The organism is Neobacillus sp. PS2-9 (assembly GCF_030915525.1).
In the GTDB taxonomy this organism is placed as follows: domain Bacteria; phylum Bacillota; class Bacilli; order Bacillales; family Cytobacillaceae; genus Neobacillus.
This window is the reverse complement of record NZ_CP133269.1, coordinates 4806376-4824771: the sequence shown is the minus strand read 5'-3', so window position 1 is coordinate 4824771 and position 18396 is coordinate 4806376. Positions and strand designations below refer to the sequence as shown.

General features: G+C 40.9%; 11 protein-coding genes and 1 pseudogene. All 12 read left to right on the top strand.

The genetic code is table 11. The features are described from left to right. Positions 1-765: 765 nt before the first annotated feature. Positions 766-879: pseudogene (locus RCG25_RS24100) on the top strand (sensor histidine kinase); the annotation flags it as partial. 91 nt (positions 880-970) lie between these two features. Then, positions 971-4009 carry a beta-galactosidase, LacZ type gene (locus RCG25_RS24095; RefSeq protein WP_308081334.1) on the top strand — a complete coding sequence of 1013 codons (3039 nt, stop codon included), beginning with the start codon at positions 971-973 and terminating at the stop codon, positions 4007-4009. Positions 4010-4172: 163 nt separating this feature from the next. Further along, positions 4173-5354, top strand: a complete 1182-nt coding sequence (locus RCG25_RS24090) for a galactokinase (protein ID WP_308081333.1) — start codon at positions 4173-4175, stop codon at positions 5352-5354. A 67-nt stretch (positions 5355-5421) separates the two neighbouring features. After that, positions 5422-6906 (top strand): UDP-glucose--hexose-1-phosphate uridylyltransferase, encoded by a 1485-nt coding sequence (gene galT, locus RCG25_RS24085; RefSeq protein WP_308081332.1) that lies wholly within the window; start codon positions 5422-5424, stop codon positions 6904-6906. 18 nt (positions 6907-6924) lie between these two features. Beyond that, on the top strand, positions 6925-7983 hold the full coding sequence (locus RCG25_RS24080) for an aldose epimerase family protein (RefSeq protein WP_308081331.1): 1059 nt from the start codon (positions 6925-6927) through the stop codon (positions 7981-7983). Between the two features lie 3 nt (positions 7984-7986). After that, positions 7987-8979, top strand: coding sequence for a LacI family DNA-binding transcriptional regulator (locus RCG25_RS24075; protein WP_308081330.1), 993 nt, complete (start codon positions 7987-7989; stop codon positions 8977-8979). 413 nt (positions 8980-9392) lie between these two features. Continuing rightward, entirely contained in the window at positions 9393-10394 is a 1002-nt protein-coding gene (locus RCG25_RS24070; RefSeq protein ID WP_308081329.1) for a sugar-binding protein, read from the top strand. Beyond that, entirely contained in the window at positions 10394-11872 is a 1479-nt protein-coding gene (locus RCG25_RS24065) for a sensor histidine kinase (protein WP_308081328.1), read from the top strand. The genes RCG25_RS24070 and RCG25_RS24065 overlap by 1 nt, the downstream gene beginning before the upstream one ends. Further along, positions 11847-13436, top strand: coding sequence for a response regulator (locus tag RCG25_RS24060; RefSeq protein ID WP_308081327.1), 1590 nt, complete (start codon positions 11847-11849; stop codon positions 13434-13436). The genes RCG25_RS24065 and RCG25_RS24060 overlap by 26 nt, the downstream gene beginning before the upstream one ends. 241 nt (positions 13437-13677) lie before the next feature. Further along, complete coding sequence (mglB, locus tag RCG25_RS24055; protein ID WP_308081326.1) at positions 13678-14739, top strand: galactose/glucose ABC transporter substrate-binding protein MglB; 1062 nt, start codon at positions 13678-13680, stop codon at positions 14737-14739. A gap of 208 nt (positions 14740-14947) precedes the next feature. After that, on the top strand, positions 14948-16453 hold the full coding sequence (gene mglA, locus RCG25_RS24050; RefSeq protein ID WP_308081325.1) for a galactose/methyl galactoside ABC transporter ATP-binding protein MglA: 1506 nt from the start codon (positions 14948-14950) through the stop codon (positions 16451-16453). Positions 16454-16465: 12 nt separating this feature from the next. Next, positions 16466-17488, top strand: a complete 1023-nt coding sequence (mglC, locus tag RCG25_RS24045) for a galactose/methyl galactoside ABC transporter permease MglC (RefSeq protein ID WP_308081324.1) — start codon at positions 16466-16468, stop codon at positions 17486-17488. Positions 17489-18396 lie beyond the last annotated feature (908 nt).

Below are 18396 nucleotides of genomic sequence, written 5' to 3'. Positions count from 1 at the left end.
CTGAGCGTTTTTTACAATTATTGTGTTAATTTAGATGCTAAATATGTTGTTATTCAGTGTATTATTTAAAAATTTCTCTCCCAAAACGGAACCCGTTAATAGTAATTGGGGAGTTTCTTTATTAGGAATACAAAACCTCACTTACTTGTGATACAGTTCACCGTAATGCATCAAAATGAGGTTCTCTTGGATTTTTGAGATATCCTCACTCCCTTTTAAATAAGATGTCTTGTTCTTAATCGAGTAACCAGCAAAAGTAAAATAAGCGGAGATTTTTCGGTTAGATCCAGAATGGAGCTCGTTTCGGGGTATATAAGGGGAGTTTTTCCGATTATGCAAAGCGAAATCTCCCATTTTCGAATTTTTCGAGTCAATAGGCGGAATCTCTCCGTCTATTTAAGCTTTTTTTAATAGTAATTACTAATTAAGCGAAATTTTTCCGTCTATTTATCAGATCGGGTGCTATGTCAAAGTTAATGAAATTTCGTAGAAATCTTGATAAATAAAGAAAAAGACGTAAACTAATTCATACCTCAATTCTTGTGTCTTTTAATTAAGAAACCCACCCGAAAACGGAACCCTTTGCTCTGATAGGAAGGGTCTTTTTTATGCCTTATTTAGAGCCTTAGCTTGATTTGCTACACCTGTTAATTGGAGCGGAAATCAACAGACATTTTTAAAGAGACTATCCTAAAAATTTTTTTCAAAAAAGCTAACTTCACCAAGTTTTCACCGTTCTCTAATAGACTTCAAGTATCAAGTTGACATGGATTAGGGCTTTCTATTGCAAAGTGGATTTTGGACACGCAAAAAGGATCCATTCATGTATCCAGTGAAATGGGCAAAGGGATCACCTTCACTGTTCGAATCCCTAATTAGTAAAAATAATTACTAAAAAAGTAAAACCGCTTTCATTGGGAATGTTGTATGATTAAGAAAAATTTTATTAAAAGAGAGGAAATCACTAACGATGACTATCAATCCAGAGATAAATTGGCTCTCAGATCTTCAAGTGTTTGCTGTCAACCGACTTCCCGCTCATTCAGACCATTATTATTACGAGACTCTGGAGGAGGCGAGAAGTGCTTCTCCAATGAAACTTCGTCATAGTTTAAATGGTCATTGGAAATTTGCCTATAGCATAAACCCTGAATCCCGTCCGAAAACCTTTTTCAAGCCTGACTTTCATACGGCAAGCTGGGGAGACATTACAGTACCTGGACACATTCAGCTTCAGGGCTATGGGAAACCACAATATGTGAACACCATGTACCCATGGGATGGTCACCACGATATCCGTCCTCCTGAAATTCCGATGGACGATAATCCAGTAGGAAGCTATGTGAAAATGTTTACTGTGCCTGCTCATATGGAAGACAAACCGCTGTACATATCCTTTCAGGGTGTAGAGTCAGCCTTTTATGTGTGGCTAAATGGAAAGTTTGTAGGGTACAGTGAAGATACCTTCACACCTGCCGAGTTTGAGCTTACTCCATTTTTAATAGAAGGAGAGAATAAATTAGCGGTTGAGGTTTACCAGCGCAGCACAGGTAGTTGGCTGGAGGACCAGGATTTCTGGCGTATGTCCGGCATTTTTCGCGATGTATATCTTTATACGGTACCGGAAATTCATGTGTACGATGCTTTTATAAAAACAGAATTAGAGGCTGATTTTAAAAAAGGTACGCTGCTAGCTGACCTCAAGCTGCAATCCTTTGGTACTAAGAGCATCTCAAAAATAACGGCCGAATTGTATGATAGAAATGGCAATTTAGTAGCTATGAATCATGTGGTGGAAAAGGACGGAGAGTGGACCCTGTCACTTGAACTCGATCATCCAAAACTATGGAGTGCAGAGAATCCTTACTTATACAAGCTTTATATCCAAGTGTTTAACGAAGAAGGTAGATTAGTAGAAGTAGTTCCGCAAAAAGTGGGCTTTAGAAGATTCGAGCTGGTGGATAAAATCATGCGCATAAATGGGGAAAGGATTGTGTTCAAGGGTGTCAACCGCCATGAATTTAACTGCCGGACAGGCCGTGCGATTACAAAGGAAGACATGCTGTGGGATATTCAAACCTTAAAGCGTAATAACATGAATGCCGTCCGTACCTCGCATTACCCGAATCAAAGCTATTGGTATGAACTTTGCGATGAATACGGGATCTATGTGATTGATGAAATGAATCTGGAAACGCATGGGTCGTGGCAAAAATTGATGGCGGTTGACCCTTCCTGGAACATTCCAGGGAATAAACCAGAGTGGGAAAACATTGTCATGGACCGGGCTGTATCCATGTATGAACGCGACAAGAATCACCCGTCGATTTTGATCTGGTCTTGTGGAAACGAATCCTACGCTGGTGAAGTTATTCTTAATGTTTCAAAATATTTTAAGAGAGTGGACCCGAGCCGACTCGTGCATTACGAAGGGGTTTTCCATAACAGAAAGTATAATGACACCAGCGATATGGAAAGCAGGATGTACGCAAAGCCAGTTGAAATTGAAAAATATTTGAGTGAAAACCCAGAGAAACCATATATTAGCTGTGAATATATGCATGCCATGGGAAATTCGCTTGGCGGCATGTACAAATATACGGATTTAGAGCAGAAATATCCAATGTATCAGGGTGGTTTTATTTGGGATTACATCGATCAGGCCCTGAGAAAAAAGAATAAGTATGGAGAAGAGTTTTTAGCGTACGGCGGCGATTTCGGTGACCGTCCGACGGATTACGGCTTCTGTACGAATGGAATTGTGTATGCCAATCGAGAACTGTCACCAAAAATGCAGGAAGTCAAATATTTGTATCAAAACTTTAAGCTTCTTCCTGATGAGAACGGTGTAACCATTAGAAACGAAAGTCTTTTCTCAGATACTTCCGATTATGTTTTGGAATGTATCGTGTACCTAGAGGGCAAAGAGCTGCATCGGGAGCAGCATTATGTGGTTGTAGCTCCTCAAAGTGAGGGGCGAGTTGAATTTGAGTGGTCTGCTGGAATGGTTGAAGAGGCCGGTGAGTATTGTATTCATACCTCTTTTAAACTGAAGGAAAGCATGCCATGGGCAGATGCTGGTTATGAGATGGCATTTGGACAATATGTATTTAAGGTGAATGGCGCTGAGGAACTCAAAGTTATGGGTGGTGATCTACGGGTTGTTAACGGGGATGTGAATATCGGTATTCACGGCCAGGATTTCAAGGTCATTTTTTCAAAAGCGGTAGGAAGCTTGGTATCGTTGAATTACGCAGGAAAAGAAATGATTGCCTTGCCACCTGCCCCACTGTTTTGGAGAGCCACAACGGATAATGACAGAGGCTTTGCTCAAGGCTTCAACTCAGGGCTTTGGTATGCAGCAAGCCTAGCACGAAAATGTGTGGCAGTTGACCTTGTAGAAGAGACAGACCAGGTATCGGTTGGTTTTACCTATAAACTATCGATACATAACGATGTAGAAGTATTTATTAGGTATACGGTTTTGGTAGATGGTAGTGTGATAGTAAAGTCTACCTATCAAGGAGCAGAAAATCTCCCGCAACTGCCGATTTTTGCCGTATCCTTTAAGGTTCCAGCGGATTACGATCAAATCGAATGGTACGCCATGGGACCGGAAGAGAACTATTCTGACCGTGCGATGGGGGCAAGGCTTGGTGTATTTAAGAATACGGCTTCGAGCAATGTTTCTGGGTACGTTGTTCCGCAAGAATCGGGGAATCGTACTGGAGTGCGCCGTCTAGATGTAATGAATGACCGTGGTCAGGGAATAAGAATATCATCTACATCTGAGCCGGTTGAATGCAATGTTTCACCATATACGGCATTTGAGCTGGAGAATGCCAATCATCCTTATGAGCTGCCGGAGGTCCACTATACGGTGGTATCTGTAGCAGGCCAGCAGATGGGTGTCGGCGGTGATGACAGCTGGGGTGCACCTGTACAAGAGGAACATTTAATTCCTGCCAATCAGGAGTTAGAATTCGAATTTAAAATTCAGAGATTATAAGAGTGAAAAGGACGAATGGATGTACATTCGCCCTTTTTACTTATTTTTAGTAAAATTTTTAGTAAAAACATTTGAAGATTTTAACTAGAGAGAGTAAAATTATCATAAAGATGAAAAGGGTTACAAAACGGAATTTGAAGACATAGTTGGAGGGACTTTTAAAATGAACGTCACAACGCTGAATAAAACATTCTTAGACTTATTTCATGGCTTACCTAGACAGGCATTTTTTGCCCCAGGCAGAATCAATTTAATTGGCGAACACACGGATTATAATGGCGGCCATGTTTTTCCATGTGCGATTACATACGGGACTTATGCGGTAGCAAGAAAGCGTGAAGACCAATTGGTACGCCTGTATTCGGTTAATTTTCCTGATAAAGGAATCATTGAATTTGATTTGAAACAACTAGATTACGATAAACAACATAACTGGGCGAACTATCCAAAAGGGATGATTCGCTACATCGTGGAAGCAGGGTACGAAATCCCATCAGGATTCGAGTGCGCGATTAATGGAAATATTCCTAATGGAGCAGGACTATCATCCTCCGCATCCATTGAATTGTTAACAGGCGTATTAGTGAATGGACTGTTCGGATTAGAAATCCCTCGTCTCGAATTAATTAAACTTGGCAAGCGGGTAGAGAACGAATTTATTGGTGTGAACAGCGGTATCATGGATCAATTTGCAATCGGAATGGGCAAGGTGGATGCCGGTATTTTGCTAGATTGCCAGACACTTCAATATGAGTATGCTCCTATTCAACTTAAAAATCAGAAAATTATAATCATGAATACAAACAAGCGCAGGGAGTTAGCAGACTCCAAATACAACGAGCGAAGGGGAGAATGTGAAGAGGCGTTGGCACAGCTTCAGGAAAGGCTCCCAATTGAGGCTCTTGGACAGCTTTCAGAAGCAGAGTTTGATGAAAATCAATTCTTAATTACGAATGAGGTTGTTCGCAAACGGGTGAAACATGCTGTATATGAGAATCGTAGAACTTTGAGGGCGCTGGAGGAGTTAAAGACCGGAAACCTGGAAGCATTCGGACAGTTGATGAACCAATCGCATGTGTCATTACGGGATGATTATGAAGTGACAGGTATGGAGCTTGACCGTTTAGTAGAAGCTGCATGGAATCAGCCGGGAGTCCTAGGCGCACGAATGACAGGGGCAGGCTTTGGTGGCTGTGCCATAGCGATTGTTGCTAATGAAGAGGTTGACAACTTTATTGCAAATGTTGGTGTAACCTATGCGGACAAAGTTGGCTATCAGGCAAATTTCTATGTAGCGAGTATCGGTGATGGGGCCAAGGAAATTGAAATGGAGGAATCGATTTAAGTGAGCATTTTTGCGTTAAGGGGACATTTTCGGTGACCCTAATGGATCAAAAATAGAGGTGAAAAAAATGATCAATCAACTAGTTCAACATTTAATCGACCAAGCGCTGGCAGTCCAATTAATCGAGCGGGAAGACGAAATCTATGCACGAAATCAAATTCTTTCATTGTTAAGTTTAACGGAATTTAAAATAGAGGATTTTGCAGAGAAAAACAGCTTGGAAATCCCGGATTTACTTGATGCTATCGTGGATTATGCCTGCGAACAAGAAATCATAGAAGATTTGTTTGATGCGAAGGAAATTTTCTCGAGTAAAATCATGAACTGCTTGATTGCCCGTCCATCAACCGTTAATCAGATCTTTATTGAAAAATATAAACAAGACCCAAAGGCAGCAACAGACTATTTTTATGAGCTTAGCAAGAATAGTAATTATATCCAGATGAAGCGGATAGGTAACAACATTGAGTATAAGGCAGCGACGGGATATGGCGATATAGATATTACGATCAATCTATCCAAGCCTGAAAAAGATCCACGCAGCATCGTGCTTGAGAGAATGGTGGAAAAAGTCGACTATCCTAAGTGCTTACTTTGTGTGGAAAACGAAGGGTATGCCGGCAGGATCGGCCACCCGGCACGCTCGAATCACCGCATGATTCGTTTAAAGCTTCTCGATAAGACCTGGTATTTACAGTATTCACCGTATGTGTATTACAACGAGCATTGTATCGTGCTGTCAGAAACACATACAGATATGAAAATCAGCCGGGAGACCTTTTTACGTTTATTAACCTTTGTCGATCAATTTCCACATTATTTTGTCGGCTCGAATGCAGATATTCCAATTGTAGGCGGTTCTATTCTGTCGCATGATCACTATCAGGGCGGTCAGTATGAGTTTGCGATGGCAAAGGCGGAAGATGATTGGACGTTCGAGATGGTTGGGTTTCCACAGGTGGCGGCCTCTATTGTGAAATGGCCAATGTCCGTCATCCGTCTGCGCTCTGCACAAATTAGCGAGCTTGTAGAGGCGGGAGCTTATGTTTTAGCCAAATGGAAAAATTACAGTGATGAACAGGTCGGAATTTTGGCATGGACGGGTGAGACACCGCACAATACCATTACGCCGATTGCTCGTAAAAAAGGCGATACCTATGAACTCGATTTGGTCCTGCGAAATAATCGGACGAATGACGAGCACCCAATGGGGATTTTCCATCCACATGCAGATGTTCATCATATTAAAAAAGAAAATATTGGTCTGATTGAAGTCATGGGACTCGCTGTTTTACCAGCCCGTTTAAAGGATGAGCTTGTAGAAGTCGAACAGTTTATTCTCGGTAAGGGTGAAACGGTTGCGGACTATCATGACAGCTGGGCGGAAGAATTGAAGACACGTTATTATGGAGTGGCAAGTGAAAATAATGTAGAATCCCTGGTTAGAAAAGAAATCGGGAAGAAGTTTCTAAAGGCATTAGAGGATGCAGGTGTCTTTAAGCGCGATGAAGCGGGTATGGAAGGATTCAAGCGATTTATCCAATCTTTATAGAGTGGTGCGTGAGGGAAAATGGAAATACTAGAAAGATGGGTTGGTCAGTATCAGGATGAAATGGTAAGGGAATATACCTTTGTGAACGATTCAGGCATGACGGTCTCCTGCTTGAATTTTGGGTGTGTAATTACGAAGATTATGGTTCCTGACCGTCAGGGGAAGTTTGAGAATGTGGTCCTCGGTTTTGAGGAATTCGAGGATTATTTGGACTTGTCTCCATACTTTGGAGCGGTTGTCGGCCGAGTTGCGGGGCGTATTCAAGGTGCTCGGTTTGAACTGGATGGACAGGAATACCGGCTGGCAGAAAATCAGCCGCCTAACCATTTACATGGGGGGAAGAAGGGCTTTAATTCTGTGATTTGGAAAACGGAAAAAATCGTGGAAGAACATGCAGTTGGTCTGAAACTTTTCTACTTAAGTCCAGATGGGGATGAGGGATATCCAGGTAACCTGGAAACAACGGTCACTTATCTTCTAAATAATAAAAATGAGCTGAGTATAACCTTCAAAGGGAAAACGGACCAAAAAACGTTAGTTAATTTAAACAATCATACCTATTTTAATTTAAGCGGAAATCTTAAAAGGGATTGTTCTGAGCATATTCTCCAGTTAGAAAGTGACCGCTTCTTGGAGTTAGGGGCTGATTTGATTCCGACCGGGAGAGTACTAGCTTCTCGAAATACACCATTTGACTTCCAGCATGGCCGGAGATTGAGTACGGGGATCCAATCCTCTTATCCACAAAATGTTCTTGTTGGAAAAGGCTACGACCATCCGCTTGTTTTTACAAAAGAGGGTGAGAATACGGTCATGTTAAGTGATGAGGAAAGTGGACGCTCATTGCTGGTGACGACCAATCAGCCATGTGTCGTTGTTTACACAGCAAACCATTTAGAGGCACCGTATTCCATATCAGGTGTCCGTGCTAGAAATTATTTAGGCGTTTGCTTGGAAACACAAGGATTTCCTGATGCTATTCATCATCCAGCATTTCCAACTGTTATCTTGGAGCCGCAAGATTTATACTATTCTACAACGACGTATCGTTTTTTTGCTAATACATTAGGAGTTTGATATATGGCAACTATTAAAGATATTGCACAATTGGCGGGGGTTTCGATTGCTACTGTGTCGCGGGTATTGAACTATGACAACTCGCTTTCCGTCAGTGATGAAACGAAGAAGCGAATTTTTGAAGTAGCAGAGGAGCTTTCCTATAAAAAGAAGTCTGTTCGGAAACAGGAGTCAGGGAAAATTGCGCTCCTGCAATGGTACACGGAAAAAGAGGAACTCGAAGACCTGTATTATATGTCCATTCGTCTCGGCGTTGAAAACCGATGCCGTTATCATGGAATTCAGGTAGAAAAGTACTTCCAGGACAATATTGAGGATTTAAAGGAAGCGGAGGACATTCAAGGGCTTATTGCAATTGGAAAGTTCAGTAGCAAGCAAGTGAGTGAATTGGAAAAACGAACAAAGAATCTCGTTTTTGTGGATACCTCTCCCGATGAGGAACGCTTTGATTCAGTTGTCATTGATTTTGAAAAGGCAACTAAGAAGGTGCTTGATCATTTAATTGATAAAGGGCATAGGGATATTGGCTATATTGGCGGAAGAGAAGTATTCAAGGATAAGACTTCTGCAATTGAAGATGCAAGGGAAAAGACGTTTAAGCAGTATTTAGCAGAGAAGGATTTACTGAACGAAGCGGTGATGTATAATGGAACCTTTTCCGTGGATGGTGGCCATTCGTTGATGAAGAGGGCAATCATGGAACATGGAGACCGACTGCCGACTGCCTTTTTCGCAGCGAATGATTCGATTGCTGTGGGTGCATTACGAGCGTTGCTAGAGGAAGGAATTGCTGTCCCTGGGCGAGTGAACATTATTGGAGTCAACGATATTAGCATATCGAAGTATGTGTTCCCATCTTTAAGCACGGTGAAAGTATACACTGAACTCATGGGTGAAACGGCTGTTGACACGCTGCTCGAAAGAATTGAAGGTAGAAAAATTGCTAAGAAAATTTACATTGGCACGAAGCTCATCCTACGCAATAGCAGCTTCTAAAGGAAACTCACCATACCAGTGGTGGGTTTTTTGTTATGTCGAATGCGGGGATTATTCAGACAAACTAAGCGTAAAAAAGCAAAGAGTTGTCCGAATGCGTGGATCATTCGGACAGACCAAGCGTGAACAAGCAGAGAGTTGTCCGAATACAGGGCTCATTTGGACAGAGTAGGCGGAAAAAGCAAAGAGTTGTCCGAATGCGAGGGTCATTCGGACAGAGTAGGCGGAAAAAGCAGAAACATAGTCAGAAGGCGCGGCAATTCGGACAGACCAAGCATCAAAAAGCAAAGAATGGTCCGAATCCGTAGAGTATCTTACTATGGTGCCTGACACCATATTCTTTTCATTGTCGATTTTTGGAATGTTCCGTATAATAGCGGTAGTTAGAGTGGCATCGAGAGTGGGGAGATAGATTGAGCAAGTTATCTTTGGTAGCGTATACATTTGGTGTTTTATTATTTATTGTGAGTTGCTCCTTGTCGGTTTTTTATGGCTATAAGGTGGTTACCCATCATTTGCCCGTTGAAAAGAAAGTACCTGACACCTATAAATATCATTTTGTCCTTGTTCCGGAAGAGCTAGATAACGAGTATTGGAGACTCGTTGAAAGCGGGGCAAAGGATGCCGCCAAAAAATATGGTGTGCTACTGGAATACTCGGGGCCGAAGCAGGCAAATATAGACGACCATTTAAAGACCATTGAAATGTCTGCTGCTTCTAAGGTAGATGGAATCTTGACACAGGGATTAAGTGATGAACAATTTACCCCTTTAATTAACCGTGTCATCGCTGGAGGAATTCCAGTCATCACAGTAGACACGGATGCTGCCAACAGCCTTCGTCTAGCCTATATAGGAACAGACAATTATTACTCAGGATATTTGGCTGGAAAAGCCTTAATTACCGATACAAACGGGAAAGCCAATGTTGCCATTATTACCGGGACCTTTTACGCGAACCATCAGCAACAGCGTGTGAAGGGATTTCAGGACGCAGTAAAAGAAGCGCCGGGAATACATATTATTGACATCCAGCAATCCGAAATCAGTACAGTAAAAGCAGCAGAAAAGGCCAATCAACTCCTAAAAGACCACCCCGAAATCAATGCCTTTTATGGAACCAGTGCCCTCGATGGGATCGGAATTGCGCAGGTTATTGAGAAATATAAAAAACAAAGAGAAGTGTACGTGATTGGATTTGATACGCTACCTGAAACCCTGGACTATATTCGAAGAGGAACAATCAAGGCAACCGTTGTTCAACAGCCCTATGAAATGGGGTACAGAGCAGTGAAAATGATGATTGACATAATTGAAGGAAAAACAGTCTCTCAGGTTGTCCATACAGAAACAAGAATTATGAGAATAGGAGACTTACCCGTAAGTGTGATGCATAACAAGGAGGACAACAACTGATGTTATTTAGAATTCGGTCCAAATTGCTTCTTTATTTCATCGTACTGGTCGTTTTGCTATCCTCAGTCGGCTTCTTTTTTTATAAAAGCAGTGAAAATCTCGTCGTTGAATATGATGATAGCTTTGAGCGTTTTCTCCTTCTCAATGATATCTCCAAAAGGACGAATTTAGTGGCGGAAAAACTGCATGCGTATGTTTTAGATAAGGAAGTTTCGTATCTAAGAGACTATCAAAGAGAAAAGACCAAGCTCCTCAAGGATCAAAGTAGCCTGTATGAGGAACTAGATACGAATGATATCAAACTTATTAATTATAAAAATATGATCGATAGTTTTTTGGAAGAAAGTGATGCAACTATTTTGGCCTTCCAAAAGGACGATATTAACCAATATTCCTATCATTTTAATGAAGTGATGAAAATTGCCTCCTTCTTGCAAGAAAGTACACTTGGTCTGTTGAACAATAAACTCACTGATTATCAAGAATTCTATAATCAGATGGAAAGACAAAACCATTATTATAAACTCATGTCGATTTCTCTTTTCGCAGCAGCTTTTTTCCTAAGCACCTTGTTGGCATTATGGATTTCGGGGGGGATTACTAAGCCGATTAGTTTGTTGTCACAAGCGGCTAAGCAAATCTCAAAAGGGAACTTATCAGGGGAAGATATAAAAATCACAACAAAGGATGAATTAAAGCCGTTAACCGAAACGTTCAACCAAATGCGGACAAACCTAAGACAACTAGTAACGGAAATCAAACAAAAGGGCGAATTAGATAAGCTGTTAAAAGAATTAGAGTTAAGGAGTCTTCAAAACCAGATTAATCCTCACTTCTTATTCAATACTTTGAATACGGTTTCAAAGATGGCCTATTTAGAGGAAGCAGAGCATACCTCGCGCTTGATAGAGGCAGTTGCTGCTATTCTTCGCTATAACTTAAGTGATTTCGATAAAGCTTCGACCCTTAGAGATGAAGTACGAATTGTAAAAGAGTATTTTTATATTCAACAGACTCGATTTGGTGAACGGATCCAGTTTGTCACAGAGATTGAGGAAGATTGTCTAGATATTGAAATTCCTAGTTTAATCCTTCAGCCATTAATCGAAAACGCCTTTATTCATGGCGTCGAAGCCTATGAAGCAAATGGCGAAATCCGTCTTCATATTTATCGTCATCAGGACCGAATCTACGTAGAAGTAATCGATAACGGAGATGGAATGAACGAGTCGGTCAAAAAAAGACTGCTTCAATATGTGGATGGGACTGTGGGAGCTGACGAACCACCTGAAAAGGCAAAAGATCATTCAAATGGAATTGGCGTCAAAAACGTCATAAGAAGACTGCAGCTTTTTTATCAGCGAAATGATGTGGTTGAAATCGAATCAGAGCTATCTAAGGGAACCAATTTTAGACTGACCATTCCTATTGCGGAAAAAGGGGGAAGCGGGCTTGTTAAGTATTCTTATAGTGGATGATGAAGTGATTGAGCGGAAAGCATTAACGAAAATTATTAACAGCTCCTTAAAGGACGTAAGGGTCATTGGGGAAGCTCCCAATGGCAGGAAAGCAATAGAAATGGCTGCAGAACACAGGCCTGATATTATTTTTATGGATATTAAAATGCCCGGTGTGGATGGAGTTCAAGCGGTTAAGGAAATTAGAAAAATGGACCCAGGGATCCGCTTTATTATGGTTTCTGCTTTTAATACATTTGAATACGCCAAAGAAGTGATGCAGCAGGGTGTCAAAGAATATATCCTCAAACCGAGCAGTAAACAAGATATCCTGGAGGCAGTTGCACGTGTTTCTAGTGATATCTTAGAGGAGCGGAAACTTAGAGAAGAACAGCAAAGCTTAAGAGAAAACCTCGAGCGTGCCGTATCTATCGCTCAAAAAGAGTGGGTATCTTCTCTATTAGTTAATTCGGTTCGAGATATTACGTTCGATGAGTGGGGCCAATTATTAGGGGTAGAAATTACCTCGGGATATATTATGCTTCTCTCTCTTCAGCCAAGGGCGAATGCCGAGCTTTCAATCAGCGATAGGCAGAATTGGTATATGTGGCTGAAGGAAGTCCAAAAATCAGTAGGGAAAAATGAAGAGATGATGATTGGGCAATTAACCGACTCACAAGTACCAGTTTTATTTTTATGTAAAAAGACTGAGGAAAAACCAAAATTTAAAACGAGTGTACAGGTGATCGTTGAGAGGCTGCACCACTTGTTTCAAAAAGAATCTTTCCAGGCTGAACTACGAATAGGGGTGGGACTCCCTTATAATCATGCCCATGAGTTAAATCAATCCTATCATGAAGCCGTATTGGCCCTAAAACAGCTATTAAAAACACCGAACCGTAAGTATATCATTGGGGTCAAACAAGGGTCATCCCAGGAAAACCCGGAAAATGGTGTACTTGAAGTAGAGAAAAAATTGTTAGAGGCGGTCCGTCAGGGGGACGTCAATCAAGTTTTATATATTTTTGATACGTTTGTTGCCAAGCATGCAGATGATAAAAACGTAAAAGCAGTACTAGTGAAAAAGTCATTCGACGAATTGTTTATTCTGCTGTCGCGTATGCTTCATGATTTAGGTATCAGCTATGAACAAACACCGACTATTGATGTATTCGAGGATAGAAATGTGATTTTTGAAAAAGGAAAATCTCATTTATTATCAGTTGTCCATCATGTGCAGGTGTGGAGAAATAATCATGCTAAGGGTATGCTGCATAAAGCCAAGGAATATATTGAAAAGCATTTTGCTGATTCGATTACGTTAGAATCAGTGGCGGAATTTGTGGAATTGAGTCCGTTTTATTTAAGCAAATTATTTAAAGACCGATTTGGGATGACATTTATTGATTATCTGACGGAGATCAGGATCCAGCACGCCAAAGCAGAAATGGTGGATCCAGGGAAGAGCTTAAAGGAAATATGCTATTCCGTTGGCTACAAAGACCCTAATTATTTCAGCCGCGTCTTTAAAAAACAAACCGGCTTATCACCGTCAGAATTCCGCAAGGCAACCGTTAGTCAATAATAAGATTTCAATGTGAGGCTGATTTCAAGCAAAGGAGTCGCCTCACATTTTTTTATAAAAATAGGATTTAACTATCAGAAAATTGTAATCGTTTGCAAAAATGTCTAGGTATTCACAAAAATGTGCTATAGTTTGGAACTATTGCAGTGGTTCTCCTGATGCTAACATATGTGTAAGGGCTTACACGCAGGCTAGTTAAGCACCGTTAGTCTTTATCAAAAGGAAAAAGGAGAATGATCACATGCTTAAGAAGAAAAAAGGGTTGGTTCTATCTTTAACAGTTGCATCTAGTATTCTATTAGCCGCAGGCTGCAGCAGCTCAACAAGCGGTTCTGATTCTGGCAAAGGTAAGGACGGCGGTCTACCAGCTGTTGGTGCAACCATCTACAAATTTGATGACAACTTCATGTCCTATGTACGTCGTGCAATGGAAGATTCAGCAAAGGGTAAAGTAAACCTTATGCTAAATGACTCACAAAACGACCAGGCAAAACAAATTGAGCAAGTAGATACATTGATTGCAAAGGGTGCAAAATCCCTAGCTATCAACCTAGTAGATCCAAAAGCAGCTCAAACAATTATTGATAAAGCAAAACCAAAGAATATTCCAGTTATTTTCTTTAACAAAGAGCCAGATGCAAGTGTACTAGCAGGCTATGATAAAGCTTACTATGTAGGAACAACATCTTCTGAATCAGGCGTGATTCAGGGTGAATTGATTGCGAAGGCTTGGGAAGCGAACAAAGATAAGTGGGATAAGAATAAAGACGGCAAAATCCAATACGTACTATTAAAAGGTGAACCAGGACACCCAGATGCAGAAGCGCGTACAAAGTTTGCAGTTGATACTGTAAAAGAAAAAGGCATCCAAGTTGAAGAATTAGCGATGGATACAGCTATGTGGGATGCAACAAAAGCAACTGAAAAAATGGATGCTTGGTTAGCAAAATACAATGACAAAATCGAATTCGTGATCGCTAACAACGACGGTATGGCATTAGGTGCGATTGCATCTCTTGAAAAGGGTGGATACTTCTCTGGCGACAAGTATATGCCAGTTGTAGGTGTTGACGCGATTCCTGAAGCATTAGAAATGATTGAAAAAGGGAAAATGGTTGGTACTGTGTTAAATGACGCGAAAAACCAAGGTAAAGCAACCATTGAACTTGCTACAAATGCAGCAAACGGTAAGGACGTTTTAGATGGAACAGAGTGGAAGCTTGACGACAAGAAAGCGGTTCGTGTTCCTTACGTTGAAGTAACAAAAGACAACATCCAAGTTGGTAAAGACGCGTATAAATAAGAAAAGTAGAAGCGCCTGTCCAGGGCTGATGAAGGTCAGCCCCTGGCGCTCTTCGAACGAAGGAAAGGAATCTTCTTTTCTTTCGTTCGGGGTATTGCTGCAAAGATTTGGAGCGGGACACCGTAGGATCTGAAATTTTTATCAAAAATGGGACGCACAACGCTGGTGCTTCTCTTATTTTTTAAATAGTTAGTAAGGAGGTTCGCTCATGTCAGAATCCAGTACTACCAATCTACTAGAAATGCTTAATATTACCAAAAGATTCCCTGGAGTACTTGCATTGGACAACGTTTCCCTGAAAGTGAAGCCTGGTTCCGTACATGCCTTGATGGGCGAAAATGGTGCAGGAAAATCCACATTAATGAAATGCCTATTTGGCATTTACTCGATGGATGAAGGCAAAATTCTGTTTGATGGAAAAGAGGTTTCCTTTGCTAATTCAAAGCAGGCACTTGAAAACGGCGTTTCCATGGTGCACCAAGAACTAAACCAGGTACGTCAGCAAAATGTTATGGATAATTTATGGCTAGGGCGATATCCGAAAAAAGGCATTTTCGTTGATGAGAAGAAAATGTACGAGGATACAACAGCTATTTTTAAGAGTTTGGATATCAACATCGACCCTCGCAGCAAGGTGAGCACATTATCCGTTTCGGAAATGCAAATGGTGGAAATTGCTAAAGCCGTTTCTTATCATTCAAAAATCATCGTAATGGACGAACCGACCTCGTCCCTAACCGAAACAGAGGTAAATCATCTGTTTAGAATCATCCGGAAGCTCCAAAGTGAGCATGTGGCGATCATCTATATTTCTCACAAAATGGAGGAAATTCTGAAGATCTCCGATGAAGTGACGATCATGCGTGACGGTCAATATATTGCGACAAGAAGCGCGAAGGAATTAACAACAGATGAGATTATCAAGCTGATGGTTGGCCGTGACCTATCTCAGCGATTCCCAGCTAAAGTAAACGAACCGGGAGAAAAGATCTTAAAGGTTTCAGATTTTACAGCGGAAACACAGCCTTCTTTTTCAAATATTAACTTTGAACTTCGTAAAGGTGAAATCTTAGGGATTGCTGGATTAGTAGGTTCAAAGCGAACAGAGGTGGTTGAGGCGCTGTTTGGCATTCGCGGAATCTCATCTGGAACAATTGAATTACACGGAAAGGTGATTCAAAATCATTCTCCACAGCACGCGATCAAAAACGGCTTTGCACTCGTAACAGAAGAAAGAAGATCAACAGGAATTTTCCCTGAATTAAGCATTAGCTTTAACTCGATTATTTCTAACATGAAACAATATAAAACAAAAAGCGGGTTTCTGTCAGATAAGAAAGTAGAACACGATACACAATGGGTCATTGATTCAATGAAGGTAAAAACTCCTTCACAAAAAACAGCCATTGGCAGTCTTTCAGGCGGTAACCAGCAGAAGGTGATTATTGGGCGCTGGCTTTTAACCAAACCGGATATTTTATTGCTGGATGAACCGACACGAGGAATCGATGTAGGAGCCAAGTTTGAAATCTACCAGTTAATTAATGAGTTAGCGGCAGAAGGAAAGGGAATTATTATGATTTCTTCTGAAATGCCAGAGCTTTTAGGGGTAACCGACCGAATTTTGGTCATGAGTAATGGTAAAGCAGCGGGAATCGTTGAAACAGCAAAAACATCGCAAGAAGAAATCATGCGATTAGCAGCTTTGTATTAGGAGGAGATGCAAATGAAAAATTCAGCTACACAAAAAGGCAGTATAACCAAACTGCTCTTTGATAATGTGATTTATGTCTTTTTAATCCTACTCGTTATTGGAATCGTAATCGCTTCTCCTGACTTTCTTTCAGTTACAAACTTAATCAATATTTTAAGTCAATCCTCGTCCCGTATCATCATTGCACTAGGGATGGCAGGAATCCTGATTACAGCCGGCACGGACTTATCTGCTGGACGGATGGTCGGACTCGCAGCCGTTATCTCAGCATCTATGCTGCAAGCGGGCGATTACGCGTATAAAATGTATCCGAATTTACCGGAATTACCGTTGATTGTTCCGATTATTATTGCAATGATTGCAACTGGTCTTATTGCAACAGTGAATGGTGTCATTGTATCAAAATTACACGTTCCACCGTTCATTGCTACCTTAGGTATGATGATTGGTGTGTATGGTTTAACTTCCATTTATTTTGACCGCCCGCCATATGGCGCACAGCCGATTGGTGGATTAAGCGAAAAGTTTACAACTTTTGCCCAACGTGGGATTCCAATTGGTTCCTATGAAATTCCTTATCTTGTTATTTATGCTATTATAGCTACTATTGTTATTTGGGTAATTTGGAATAAAACGCAATTGGGGAAAAACATGTACGCCATCGGCGGAAATCCTGAAGCTGCAAAGGTTTCCGGTGTTAACGTAGCAAGAAATATTATTATTATCTATATGATCGCAGGTCTATTATATGGCTTCTCTGGTACGCTTGAAGCAGGCCGTGTAGGTAGTGCGACAAATAATACAGGTAATATGTACGAATTAGATGCCATCGCAGCCTGCGTGGTCGGTGGGGTATCTTTATCAGGTGGTATTGGAACGGTACCAGGCGTTGTCACTGGTGTTCTTATATTCCAAATCATCAACTACGGTCTAGCCTTCCTTGGGGTAAGTCCATACATCCAATTCATTGTTAAAGGCTTAATTATCGTCGTAGCGGTTGCCTTTGACATGAGAAAACATGCGAAGAAGAAATAAGAGAGTTTTTTAGGGCAGTCCTATTTAGGGGCTGCTCTTTTTGTGGGGGCATCTTTTGGTGTCAGGCACCACTCGTGGATAAATGTCCACGGGCGGTGCCTGACACCTTTTTGTTTGGGAGGGCAGCGACTAGTGTCCGTTTACGGGGGAAAAGAGGTGGAAGGGTAACTAGTCAAGGTGACTAGTGCCCGTTCAGGAAGAAAAAAGGCTGAAAAGGTAACTAGTCCAAGTGACTAACGCCTGTTCAGTTTAATGAAAAAGTTGATTCGCTGATAAATACCTCAGATTCGCTGATAAACATCCAAAATAAGCTGATAAAGAAAGATAACTTGTTAGAAATCTAAACTCAATAACTAAAAATCAAATTCTTAAAAGAAAGGTTCTGTTATCATTCATTGTTGATTTTCGTGTAGGTATGAGAATTAATAAGCGGAGAATTTCCGGCTATTGTATATAGAGGACGCTTATGAAGCGGAAATAAGCGGAGATATTCCGGTTAACTGCTCTAAATAAGTCAAAATTTAACGATTTGGAACAAATAAACGGAAAAAATACCCTTATTTTTAAGGGAATAAGGGTATTTCCCAATTTAAGCGGAATTATTCCGTTTATTTTTCAAACACTATGAAATCAACATTCAGTAATAACAGAGCCAAAAGAAAAGAACTGAAAGCACAGAATAACATTCCGGAGAAACGGAAAATTCCGCATTAACGGAAACTCTTTCTAGTGAAAATTCCGTAATTCCGGAAGAATAGTAAGAGAGATTAAGAGTGTTAATCTTATAAATAACATGTGAAAGTGTTAAACTAGGAGAACTGAGTAATTTATCTAAAAATTTATAATTTTGGCACAAAACTTGCAAATATATAAGCGAGCTTCATGATGTAAACGCTTTCCAACAAGAG